Genomic DNA, 12032 nt, shown 5'->3' on the forward strand with positions numbered 1-12032 from the left:
GTAGCAACGAGAATACGAACGGCCTGCTACGGCAGTACTTCCCTAAAGGCACACGCCTGGATGGTTATTCACAAGCCGAGTTGAACAAGGTCGCCGCACTTCTGAATGGAAGACCACGTAAAACCCTCGACTTTATGACGCCCGCCGATAAACTTGCAGAAGTTATAGGTGTTGCGACCACCAGTTGAATCCGCCCGTCATTTCTTTGTCCAAAGCGACAAAGAAACGAAGCAAAGAAAACGCTTTCAGAACGAGGGCTCATAAGTTGACCTAGCGTGCAGTCTCCGCGTTTTTGGCACCCCAAAAGCACGGTGCTCGCCAGAACCACCGATGTTTGAACCCCTCCTTCTCGCGAATTCTTACACGCACACGCTTCGCCCCGTACGCTCTCGGGCAAGCACAATTGCCAAGGAATCCGCACGGCCTCACGCGCTTTTAGTGCCTCATTATTTGGTCGGTTAGTTGCTTGATTTGCACCCTTATTTTTTGCGTTTGGCCTTAGGCACTCCACGGCTTCACTTCTTGGTGGGTTGGCGACGTGGTTCGGCATGCGTACTAATTCGGAGGATGATTTTACGCGGATAGCGCGGGGTGCCCCTTGGGCAGGTTCAGTCACTGGTGGCGAAGCGTGTGGGTATCCGTGTTCGGAGAATGAGGGGTTCACACATCCGTGGCTCTGGCGAGCACCGTGCTTTTGGGGTGCCAAAAACGCGGAGACTGCACGCTAGGTCAACTTCTGAGCCCTCGTTCTGAAAGCGTTTTCTTTGCTTCGTTTCTTTGTCGCTTTGGACAAAGAAATGACGTGCCGCCACGCACAGTGGCTAACAGTGATAAAGAAAATAGCTCACTCAAGCAGACCGCTAAGGCCGAAAGCAGCAACCCGGCAATGACTAAGACCGCTAACGCAGGAACCTGGCAACCCGGCATAGACCCCGACCGCTAACGCAGGAACCTGGCAACCACGGCAATGACCGACCAACCACGCCAATGACCATCCAACCACCAAGCGCCAGCGGACGACTTTCCCGAGTGCGAACGAAACCCAACCTCACGGAGTACCAGTACCAGTGGCAACCCTGAAGGACGTCGCGGTTCTCGCCGGCGTAGGCATGTCCACGGCATCGCGTGCTATCTCCGGTCGCGGACCCGTTTCCGCCGATGCGCTTGCGCGCGTGCAGGCCGCGATTGCCGAATTGAATTTCCGGCCTTCATCGATCGGGCGCGCACTGTCAACGCAATCGCTCGGCATGATAGGCATCTTCGTGCCGACGTTCTTCGGCCCGTACTACGGCACCATCCTCCAGCAGACCGATATGGAGTTGCGCAAAGTGCATCGCCATGTGGTGGTGGCGACAGGCTGCGGCGACGACCCGCCGCGCGACCAGGCGATTGAAGCGGTGCAGTTCCTCATCGGCCGCGATTGCGATGGCGTAGTGGTGACGAGCCATGACCTGCATGACGACGACCTCGTCAAGCTGCATCGCATGCATCCGAAAATGGTGTTCCTCAATCGCGACTTCGCGCAGATGCCGGAGGCGTCGTTTTGCGCAGATCATCATCGGGGCGGGGTGCTTGCGGCGCAAACGCTGCTGGCGCACAAACACAAAAAAATAGCTGTGATTTCAGGGCCTTTCCAGGCTTCGGACAATCATGCACGGATCGCGGGATTCTTCGAAGAGCTCGCGCGCGACGGCATTGACCGCGCTGAAGTCCAGTTGATCGAATCGGACTTTTCGCCGGACGGCGGATATGACTCGGCGCAGCAACTGCTTGCATCGAAGAAAAAGTTTACCGGCCTGTTTTGCGCCAACGACACCATGGCAATCGGCGCGTTGTCGTGCTTGCAGCAAGCAGGCATCTCAGTGCCGGACGAGATGTCGGTAGTGGGTTACGACGATGATTATTCGGCCGCGTTTTCCGCTCCGGGACTGACATCGGTCCACATCCCGACCGCCGATCTCACGCGCAACGCCGTTCGATGGTTGCTCAACGCGTGTTATGGCACCGCGTACACGATCTATCGCGAGTTTCCGGTGACGGTCACGAACCGTGCGTCGGTTGCTGCTCCGGCGAAACGAATGCGCACTTAAAGTAGCGTGACGTGACATCGTCCGGACGTTCAAACGCCTTCTTGCGCCCGCCGCAGACGTTCGCGGCTGTTGATCAGATGGAGCCGCATGGCGGTACGCGCCGAGTCGGCGTCACCTCGCTCGATGGCATCGCAGATCTGTTCATGTTCGCGATTCACGCGCGTCAGATAGTCCGCGTACTGGGCAGGCGGAATCTGCGTGGCGGTGAGGCGGGTGCGCGGGATCATGTGGGTGCCGAGGTGGGTCATGATGTCCACGAAATAGCGGTTGCCCGTGGCATGCGCGATTTCCAGATGAAAGCGGATATCGGGCGAGATGGTCCCGTTCGCCTCGCCCAGGTTGCGCTCGAAGTCATTCAGCGCGCGCCGCATGGCAGCGATCTGCGTTTTATCGCATCGTGACGCAGCCAGGCCCGCGCTCTCCGTCTCCAGACTGATGCGCAACTCAAGCACGGCGAGGGCGTCGATGGAACCCGCCACGTCCGCAGGATCAAGTTGAAGAAAACCTCTGCCCGGCGCCTCGCAGACGAAGGTGCCAATGCCATGCCGCGTCTCCACGAGTCCCGCGGCCTGCAGCTTCGACAACGCCTCGCGTACAACCGTGCGGCTCACGCTGAAGCGCTGGACCATCTCCGCTTCGGTCGCGAGCCGCGCGCCCGCTTTGAGTTCAGCAGTTTCGATCTGATGACGCAGCGCATCGACGAGTTCGGCTGTCAGGCTACGCCGTACATGGGGGTAGGCCGGGGTTTCGAAGACAGCACGAGTCGGTCTCTGCACGGCTACCTCGGTTGGGATAATGTTTCGCCAAAGTTGACAAACGGATGTGCGAATGATTATATGCACGCTGTAGTCATATGACAACGTACAATAAAAGCAATATCAAGCGGTGATCCAATCGAAAGGAGCGTGCAAGCTCCCGGTAGCCGCGCTCAGTGGAGACAGGCTTACATGGCCAATCAAGAACAGACAGTTCCGTTTAAACGGCTGTTGCTGACCGGCGCCGCCGGCGGCGTAGGCAAGGTCATTCGTTCGCGCGTGGCCGCATTCGCGGACAAGATCAGGGTGTCGGATCTGGCAGCCGCATTGCCGGCGGACGCGGCGCCGCACGAAGAAGTCATCCCTTGCGATCTCTCGGACAAGCAGGCGGTCGACGCGCTGGTCGCCGGGTGCGACGCGGTGATTCATCTCGGCGGGGTATCGGTGGAACGGCCCTTCGAAGAAGTGCTGGAGGCCAATATCAAAGGGGTCTACAACCTCTACGAAGGCGCTCGCCGGCACGGCGTCAAGCGGATCATCTTCGCCAGCTCCAATCATGTGACCGGGTTTTATCGTCAGGACGAGAAGATCGACGCGCATGCACTACGTCGTCCCGACGGGTATTACGGCCTGTCGAAATCGTTCGGCGAAGACGTGGCTCAGTTCTACTTCGATCGCTACGGCATCGAGACCGTGAGCATTCGGATTGGCTCGGCGTTTCCGGAACCGAAGGATCGCCGGATGATGGCGAGCTGGCTCAGCTACGACGACCTGCTCGAACTCCTGCAACGCAGCCTCTTTACGCCGGATGTCGGCCATACCGTGGTCTACGGAATGTCAGACAACGCCGTCACGTGGTGGGACAACCGGTTTGCGTCGAAGCTGGGATTCGTGCCGCGTGATTCGTCGGAGCCCTTCCGGGCGAAGATCGACGCGCAACCGGCGCCCGAACCCGGCAGTGCCGTAGCGGTGTTGCAGGGCGGGGCATTCACCACAACCGGACCGTTTGAATAACGTTCGAACCACGTTCAAGCAGGCCCGCAAGACTGACCCCAGGCACGCCACTCGTGCTTGTAACAACCTCGGCATTGCTGCGATGACTTTCTCTCTCGATTTCAGCCCGCTGCTTCCGTATTGGCCCGTCTTCCTGAAAGGCGCTTGGCTGACGTTGAAGATGACGACCGTGGCGGTGTTTTTTGGTGTGATCCTGGGTACGCTCGTCGCATTCGCGAAACGTGGCAAGAACCGGCTTTTAGCGCGGCTCTGTTCGATCTATATCGAGGCCGTGCGCAACACGCCTTTTCTCGTGCAGATCTTCCTGCTTTACTTCGGGCTTGCCAGCTTCGGCGTACGCATGCCGACGTTTACCGCTGCCGCGCTCGCGATGGTGATCAACATTGGCGCTTACGCGGCCGAGATCATTCGTGCAGGTCTTGAATCGGTGCCGCGCGGGCAGATCGAGGCGGCCGAATGCCTGGGGTTGTCGCGCTGGCGAATCGGCTGGCATGTGATGCTGCAGCCGTCGATCGAAAAGGTTTACCCGGCGCTGACCAGCCAGTTCCTGCTGATGATGCAAGCTTCGGCTATTGCCTCGCAGATCTCGGCGGAAGAGCTCACGGCAACGGCCAACACCGTGCAATCCGATACCTTCCGCTCGCTCGAAACGTACATTGTCGTGGCGCTGCTGTATCTCGCGTTGTCGCTGCTGATCAAGCTGATTGCTTGGGGCGTGGGCGAGGTCGCGTTCAAGCGGCGACGGGTCATGCGCCAGGCCGCGGAGCGGGCCGGCAAGCCGGCGCCGGATCAAGGACGCATTGATACCGTGATTCCCGGAGGTGCGGCATGACCGGCGGATTCACTACGGCACATCTGTTTTATCTCGTGCACTCGATCTGGTGGACGCTCGTACTCTCGGCTCTCGCCTTTGTACTGGGCAGCATCGGCGGCTTTGGCGTGATGCTCGCGCGCATCTCGCCGCGCCGCTGGCTCAGCCGTCCAACCATGGTTTATATCGAAGCGATTCAGGGCATTCCGCTGCTGATCCTGCTGTTCATCGTCTACTTCGGTTTGTCCGTGTATGGCTTCCAGGTGCCGGCGCTGGTCGCGGCCGGCCTCGCGCTGATGGTCTACACCAGCGCGTATCTCGGCGACATCTGGCGCGGTTGTATAGACGCCATGCCGAAGCCCCAATGGGAAGCCGCTGAATGCCTGTCATTGACGCGCTGGCAGACCTTGCGCCTCGTGATCATTCCGCAGGCGCTGCGTCTTGCGTTGCCGCCAACGGTTGGCTTCCTCGTGCAGGTCATCAAGATGACGTCGCTCGCTTCGGTGATTGGTTTCGTCGAATTGACCCGTGCAGGCCAGATCATCAACAACTCGATTTTTCAGCCGTTCCTCGTGTTCGGGCTGGTCGGGGTCTTCTATTTCGTGCTGTGTTATCCGCTCTCGCGCTGGAGCCAATCGATGGAGAAAAAGCTCAATGTCGGCAATCGTTAAGCTCGGGGACGTCTATAAAAGCTTCGGCTCGAACCAGGTGCTCAAGGGCGTGTCACTGGAAGTGGCCAAGGGCGAAATGATCGCCGTGATCGGCGCGAGCGGTTCAGGAAAAAGCACGGCGCTTCGGTGTATCGATCGTCTGGAAACCATCGATCGCGGCACGATCGAGGTATGCGGCATTCGTGTCGATGACCCGAAGGTGGACCTGCATCAGTTGCGCCGCGAAGTCGGCATCGTGTTTCAAAGCTACAACCTGTTCGCGCATCTGACCGTGCAAGAAAACATCATGCTGGCACTGCGCCACGTGAAAAAACTCGGGCGTGATGAAGCGCGCCGCGTGGCGATGGGCGTGCTCGACCAGGTCGGCCTCGCGCAGAAAGCCGATGCTTACCCGGAGCAGCTTTCAGGTGGACAGCAGCAGCGTGTAGCGATTGCGCGGTCGCTCGCTATGTCGCCGAAGGTCATGTTGTTCGACGAAGTGACGTCCGCGCTTGATCCGCAACTGACCGGCGAAGTGCTGCGCGTGATGGAGGATCTGGCGAAGGACGGCATGACGATGTTGCTGGTCACGCACGAGATGGCCTTCGCCAAGCGCATGGCGGACCGGATCATTTACATGCACCAGGGTAAGGTGTGGGAGGTTGGCAGCGGCGACATGCTCGACGCGCCCCAGACGCCCGAATTGCGCACGTTCCTGAACAATGGCTTATAGCTCGCAGTTCAGGCGTTAAGAAGATTTTTTCGAACCGACCATAAGAATGGAGACTGATTTGAAGACCAATCGATTCATCATGCGCGGCTGCGTGGCCGCTTTGTTGCTCGCAGGCGTAGCGCACAGCGCGATGGCTGACCAGCTCGACGACATCAAGAAAGCAGGCAAGATCCGCGTGGCGATCGCGATGGGTACGCCGCTCTTCAGCTACGCCGATGCGAACCTTCAGCCGGCGGGGTCCGATGTGGACACCGCCACGGCGCTTGCCAAGGACCTTGGCGTCAAACTCGAGCTCGTGCAGATCACCAATGCCGCGCGCGTGCCGACCTTGCAGGCCAAGCGCGCGGATCTCGTGATAGCGGATCTGTCGATCACGCCCGAGCGCGCCAAGGTCGTCGACTTCTCGATTCCCTATGCGGTCATCACGATCATTGTGGGCGGGACGAAAAATGAGAGCGTCAAGAATTACGATGACCTGAACGGCAAGACAATCGGTCTCACGCGCGCCACCGTCAACGATTCCATCACGACGCAACTGGCGAAGGGCGCGCAGATTCAACGCTACGAAGATGATGCCACGCTGATCACATCGGTCGTGACAGGGCAGGTCGACATCTTCTCGAGCACGCCGTCGAACCTAGCCGAGATGGTCAAGCGCGCGCCTGCTCGCAATCTGGAACTGAAGTTCCCGCAGAAGGATTTCGACTTGGGCATTGCGATGAACAAGGACGAGCCGAAGCTCAAGGAGTGGGTCAATAACTGGGTGAGCACGAACCAGAAGAATGGCGCGCTCAACACGATCTACAAGAAGTATCACGGCCGCGATTTGCCGGCGAGCGTGACGAAGGGTTGAGCCTCGGCGGCATGAAAAAAGGGCATCGCGATGCCCTTTTTATTTGGCAGGCCGGAGAATCAGGCCGCCGGAGTCTGACCGATCTCGTGGTTGGCCAGATACTCCAGCGCGCGGACCATTCCTGAGTGATCCCACGCCTTGCCGCCATGCGCCGCGCAAGCGTTGAACAGCGCCTGACACGTCGCGGTGTTCGGAAGCGAGACCCCAAGCGACTGCGCCGTCGAGAGCGCGAGGTTCAAATCCTTCTGATGCAGTTCAATGCGAAAGCCCGGATTGAACGTGCGTTTGGTCATGCGTTCGCCGTGCACTTCCAGAATGCGCGATGACGCGAAACCGCCCATCAATGCGGTGCGTACTTTCTCGGCATCGACACCCGCTTTGGACGCCAGCAACAACGCTTCGCCGACCGCTTCGATCGTCGCCGCGACGATCACCTGGTTCGCCAGCTTGCAGACCTGTCCCGCGCCCACTTCGCCGATCAGCGAGACGTTTTTGCCCATCATGTCGAAGAGGGGTTTCACGCTGTCGAAAGTCGCTTGCGAACCGCCGACCATGATCGTGAGCGACGCGGCTTTAGCGCCGACTTCTCCGCCCGAGACGGGTGCGTCCAGATAGTCCGCACCACGTTCCCGCACCTTCGCTGCGAACTCGCGGGTCGCGATGGGCGAGATCGAGCTCATGTCCACCACGACCTGGCCTTCGCGCAGCGCGGCGACCACGCCGTTCTCGCCGAACAGCACACGTTCCACGTCCGGCGTATCCGGCACCATGACGAAGATCACGTCGGCTTGGCGCACGACGGCCGCCGGGCTGTCGCACGCAATCGCGCCGGCCTGCGTCAGCGTGTCCGGCACACCGCTGCGGGTGAACGCGGCAAGCGCCACGCCGTTCTTGATGAGGTTCTCGGCCATGGGTTTGCCCATGATGCCAAGACCGATGAAGCCTGCTTTTTGCATGTCACTCTCCACAAGTTGTCTGGGTGCGTCCGGCTACCGTCCGGGTTTAGTCCTGCTACTTCTGCATGAAGTGTTTTTGCACGGCTTGCGCCGCATTCCTGAGCAGGCCCATGTCGGCACATACTGCGATCACCTGGCAGCCCATCGAAAGATACCGTTCCGCATCGGCTTGCACGGGCGCCAGCGTGCCGCTTGCTTTTCCGGCAGCACGGGCGCGCTCGAAGACGTGCGCGATGGCCTGCTGCACGTCCGGATGATTCGGATTACCGATATGTCCATACGATGCCGCCAGATCCGACGGGCCGAGGAACACGGCGTCAACGCCTTCGACGGCAAGGATCTCATCGATAGCATCAACCGCCGTCCGGCTTTCGATCTGCACCACGACGCAAATGTTGTCGTTCGCGGTGCTTAAGTAGTCGCTTACGGTCCCGTAACGATTGCCTCGATGACCCACCGACACACCGCGAATCCCCTGCGGCGGATAACGCGTGGCCGCGACTGCGCGGGCGGCGTCGGCAGCGCTGTCGACGAAGGGGATCAGGAAGTTGAAGAAGCCGCTGTCGAGCAGCCGCTTGATTACCACGCTGTCATTGGCCGGCGGCCTCACCACCGGGGCGCTGCGGCTGTCCTTGAGCGCCATGAGCTGCGGGATGAGGGTGAGGACGTCGTTGGGCGCGTGCTCGGCGTCGAGCAGGATCCAGTCGAAGCCCAGCATGCCCAGCAGTTCGGTTGTGATCGGGCTGCCGAGCGAGGCCCAGCATCCAATCTGGGTTTCGCTCTTCAGGACCGACTGGCGAAACGTGTTGGGCAAGGGCTGGTAAGGCGAAGACGCTGTCATGGCTGGGCTTCCTCTGGCTTGACGCCTTGAGTTGAACGCCGACTTTATCTCGGCAATCTCATACGTTATCAGACGTCATATTACATCGAGACTTTTCCGAACTGCAAGTGGGTTGGCGGTGAAAAAGCATGCAAGGCGTATCACCCTACGATACGCGCGGTTCTTCCAGAGACCCAGATGAGGCAACAAGGCTGCGCCTTTGCATCGAAGCGGCAAGTCTTGCGCCACCGGGGGCCAAAGCGTGTTGCCACGCGTATAACCGGTATTTGCCGAATCGCTGTCCGGCACTGCATAACTCTCCCCGGAGCCTTATAAAACAAGGCTTTGCACCATCCCGCTCCAATCTGCTCCACCCGCCTGCCTGCCTAAACTTGTTCGTCCGTACGCCGTAAGGAGGGGGTCGGCACGGGCCGATGTCCTCGCGCGAAGCGGCGCATCGTATGGAGATTCGATGAAAACAGCGGTAAGCATCAAGGCATGGCTCAGTATCCTGGTGGCGGCGTTCGCCATCATGTTGGCCGCGACAGGCGGCTACAGCATCTACGCGGCACAAACGGCCGACGCTTCCATGCGCGCCCTCTACATGCAGGACACCGGTGGTCTGGACTTGCTCGCCAAGGACACGATCCGCTTGCTGATCGCCCGCACGGCGCTGCAGGACTACGACCCACGCGCTGGTAGCGCGGAGTCGGCCGCGTTACTGCGTGACGCTCAAGGTGCGATCGATGGCGCGGATGCCGCATGGAAAGCGTTCGCAGTATTAGCAAGCGGCCACGAAGAGCAAGCGCTCATGGAGACCGCGGGCACTGCACGCAAGCAACTCGTCCAACAGACATTGCTGCCGGCGGTGGAGGCGCTGGAATCGAAGCGCGCGAGCGATATCCGCGAGTTCAACGAGAACCAGATCAAGGACGCATTCAGCGCCTACGATGCCGCGCTGCAACCGCTGGTCGCCATGGAATTCGAGCACGGCAAGGCGCGTTTTGAGGCTTCGCAGCAACGCACCGCCACTGTTATCTGGATCGCTTCGACACTGTTGGCGGCCGGGCTCGTGCTCGCGTTCTTCTCGCGAGTGGCACTGGAGCGGATCGTGATCGTGCCGCTGCGCGCTGCTGTGCAGGCTTGCACAGAGATCGCCGGAGGCAACCTGGCGACCCGGCTGACTGCGCGCCGAGACGACGAAATCGGCCGCCTGATAGATGGTTTATCGACGATGCAGCAAGGCTTGAGCAGAATAGTTGGCGGCGTACGCGACGGCACTGAACAGATGGCCGTGGGGACACGCGAGATAGCGTCGGGGAACATCGACCTGTCGCAGCGGACCGAAGAACAAGCGGCTTCGCTTCAGGAAACCTCAGCGAGTATCGGCCAACTGACAAGCACGGTGCGCCAGAACGCCGATAGCGCTCGCCAGGCAAGCGAACTCGCGCAAACCGCGTCGGCAACAGCCGGTCACGGCGGTCAGGTCGTAGCCGACGTGGTGTCGACCATGGATGGCATTAATAGTAGTTCGAAACAAATTTCGGAGATCATCGGGGTGATCGAAGGGATCGCGTTCCAGACCAATATCCTTGCGTTGAACGCTGCGGTTGAAGCGGCGCGCGCGGGCGAACAAGGGCGCGGATTCGCTGTCGTCGCAAGCGAAGTGCGCGCGTTGGCGCAACGTTCTGCGGGGGCCGCGAAGGAGATTCGCGAACTGATCACCACGTCGGTGGAGCGCGTCGGCAACGGCTCGGTGCTGGTCAGGAACGCGGGCAGTGCGATGAGCGACATCATTGTCGCGGTAGGCCGCGTCACGGACATCATGCGGGAGATCACGGTGGCGTCCGAGGAGCAGACCACCGGTATCGAACAGGTCAATGTGGCCATCGCGCAGATGGACCAGGTGACGCAGCAAAACGCGGCGCTGGTCGAGGAGGCAGCGGCGGCAGCGGCGTCGCTGGAAACGCAGGCGGCGCAGATGAACGCGGCCGTCGCGCTTTTCAAACTGGCTGAAGTTTAGCGGTACGCCTGCTCATGCATCCGGATGAGTAGGCGTTTCGGGCCAACGGTTCTCTTCCACGCAATTCGATGTGGGGACGCGCTTGGCCCATCCCTCTGCCTGCAGCATCGGTTCGTCGTAGAAATGCTCGACATGCCCGATGCACAGAATGGCGACCGGCTTCGCGTCCGCGGGCATATGCAGCAGCCGTTGAACCGCGCCCACGTCGAACAGTGATACCCAGCCCATCCCGAGCCCTTCGGCGCGCGCGGCCAGCCAGATGTTCTGGATAGCGCACGCAACCGACGCCAGGTCCATTTCCGGCAGTGTCCGGCGGCCGAAGATGTGGCGCTCGCGATTCTCCATCAAGCCGACGACCACGACTTCGCCGCAGTCCAGGATGCCCTGGACCTTGAGCCGCATGAATTCGTCGCTACGCTCGTTGAGCGCAACGGCTGTGGCGCGCCGCTCGGTTTCCACGATGTCATGCAGCGCAACGCGCAGATTCCTGTCCGTGACCCTGACGAAGCGCCAGGGCTGCATGAAACCAACGCTCGGTGCATGGTGCGCGGCGTCGATCAACCGCGCCATCTGATCCTCTGCAACGGGGGCGTTGGTGAAATGCCGCATGTCGCGGCGTTCGTGGATCGCGCGGTAGACCGCGGCAATCTCCGGTTCGGAAAAACGCTTGAAAGTCGAATCAGTCATGGTGCGGTGGTGGTTGGTCGGGGGGGCTGGGTTGCCAGGTTCCTACGTTAGCGGTCTTAGTCATTGCCGGGTTGCTGCTTTCACGGTTAGTGGTCTGCTTAGGTTGCCTAATTTCTTTATCACTTTTAGCCACTGCGCGTGGCGGCGCGTCATTTCTTTGTCCAAAGCGACAAAGAAACGAAGCAAAGAAAACGCTTTCAAAACGCGGGCTCATAAGTTGACCCAGCGTGCAGTTTCCTCGTTTTTGGCACCCCAAAAGCACGGTGCTCGCCAGAACCACCGATGTTTGAAACCCTCTTTCTCCGAACACGGATACCCACACGCTTCGCCACCAGTGACTGAACCTGCCCAAGGGGCACCCCGCGCTATCCGCGTGAACCACCCATCGAATTTTTACGGATGCCGAACCACGTCGCCAACCCACTTCGAAACGAGGCCGCGAGAGGGGTGAGGCCATACCCAAAAAAATAACAGCGCAGATCAAGCAGTTAACCCACCAAGAATGAAGCAGTAAAGAAGCGTGGGGCCGTGCGGGTTTCTTGGCAAGCGTGCTTGCCCGAGAGCGTACGGGGCGAAGCGTGTGCGTGTAAGAATTCGCGAGAAGGAGGGGTTCACACATCCGTCGTTCTGGCGAGCACCG

12 protein-coding genes are annotated in these 12032 nt (G+C 60.1%); 8 read left to right on the forward strand and 4 right to left on the reverse strand.

Annotated features, from left to right (window positions below):
* Both FH08_RS0133060 and FH08_RS0133065 read left to right on the forward strand, forming a co-directional pair.
* Positions 1-188 (forward strand): hypothetical protein (locus FH08_RS0133060; RefSeq protein ID WP_031358769.1); only part of this gene is annotated, 188 nt, incomplete at its 5' end.
* An 879-nt stretch (positions 189-1067) separates the two neighbouring features.
* Entirely contained in the window at positions 1068-2090 is a 1023-nt protein-coding gene (locus tag FH08_RS0133065) for a substrate-binding domain-containing protein (protein ID WP_031362472.1), read from the forward strand.
* Positions 2091-2119: 29 nt separating this feature from the next.
* Here FH08_RS0133065 and FH08_RS0133070 read toward each other — a convergent pair whose 3' ends face one another.
* A complete protein-coding gene (locus FH08_RS0133070; protein WP_035567746.1) occupies positions 2120-2866 on the reverse strand; it encodes a FadR/GntR family transcriptional regulator in 747 nt (248 codons plus the stop codon).
* 171 nt (positions 2867-3037) lie between these two features.
* Here FH08_RS0133070 and FH08_RS0133075 point away from each other — a divergent pair, with 171 nt between their 5' ends.
* The 5 genes from FH08_RS0133075 (at position 3038) to FH08_RS0133095 (ending at position 6906) form a co-directional block, all read left to right on the forward strand.
* Positions 3038-3859 carry an NAD-dependent epimerase/dehydratase family protein gene (locus FH08_RS0133075; protein ID WP_031362474.1) on the forward strand — a complete coding sequence of 274 codons (822 nt, stop codon included), beginning with the start codon at positions 3038-3040 and terminating at the stop codon, positions 3857-3859.
* A gap of 82 nt (positions 3860-3941) precedes the next feature.
* On the forward strand, positions 3942-4691 hold the full coding sequence (locus FH08_RS0133080; RefSeq protein ID WP_031362475.1) for an amino acid ABC transporter permease: 750 nt from the start codon (positions 3942-3944) through the stop codon (positions 4689-4691).
* Positions 4688-5341, forward strand: a complete 654-nt coding sequence (locus tag FH08_RS0133085) for an amino acid ABC transporter permease (protein WP_031362476.1) — start codon at positions 4688-4690, stop codon at positions 5339-5341. Before FH08_RS0133080 ends, FH08_RS0133085 begins: the two co-directional genes overlap by 4 nt.
* On the forward strand, positions 5325-6053 hold the full coding sequence (locus tag FH08_RS0133090; RefSeq protein ID WP_031362477.1) for an amino acid ABC transporter ATP-binding protein: 729 nt from the start codon (positions 5325-5327) through the stop codon (positions 6051-6053). The genes FH08_RS0133085 and FH08_RS0133090 overlap by 17 nt, the downstream gene beginning before the upstream one ends.
* Before the next feature lie 79 nt (positions 6054-6132).
* Positions 6133-6906, forward strand: coding sequence for a transporter substrate-binding domain-containing protein (locus tag FH08_RS0133095; RefSeq protein ID WP_031362478.1), 774 nt, complete (start codon positions 6133-6135; stop codon positions 6904-6906).
* Between the two features lie 59 nt (positions 6907-6965).
* Here the strand turns inward: FH08_RS0133095 and FH08_RS0133100 are convergent, their stop codons facing one another.
* Complete coding sequence (locus FH08_RS0133100) at positions 6966-7862, reverse strand: 2-hydroxy-3-oxopropionate reductase (protein ID WP_031362479.1); 897 nt, start codon at positions 7860-7862, stop codon at positions 6966-6968.
* Between the two features lie 55 nt (positions 7863-7917).
* On the reverse strand, positions 7918-8703 hold the full coding sequence (gene garL / locus FH08_RS0133105) for a 2-dehydro-3-deoxyglucarate aldolase (protein ID WP_031362480.1): 786 nt from the start codon (positions 8701-8703) through the stop codon (positions 7918-7920).
* A 451-nt stretch (positions 8704-9154) separates the two neighbouring features.
* Here garL and FH08_RS0133110 point away from each other — a divergent pair, with 451 nt between their 5' ends.
* On the forward strand, positions 9155-10705 hold the full coding sequence (locus FH08_RS0133110) for a methyl-accepting chemotaxis protein (RefSeq protein WP_031362481.1): 1551 nt from the start codon (positions 9155-9157) through the stop codon (positions 10703-10705).
* A 12-nt stretch (positions 10706-10717) separates the two neighbouring features.
* On the opposite strand, the gene bluB is transcribed toward FH08_RS0133110, so the two are convergent.
* Positions 10718-11392 (reverse strand): 5,6-dimethylbenzimidazole synthase, encoded by a 675-nt coding sequence (gene bluB, locus FH08_RS0133115; protein WP_031362482.1) that lies wholly within the window; start codon positions 11390-11392, stop codon positions 10718-10720.
* Between the last annotated feature and the right edge of the window lie 640 nt (positions 11393-12032).

It is taken from the genome of Caballeronia sordidicola, assembly GCF_000729995.1.
GTDB classification, from domain to species: Bacteria; Pseudomonadota; Gammaproteobacteria; order Burkholderiales; family Burkholderiaceae; genus Caballeronia; species Caballeronia sordidicola_A.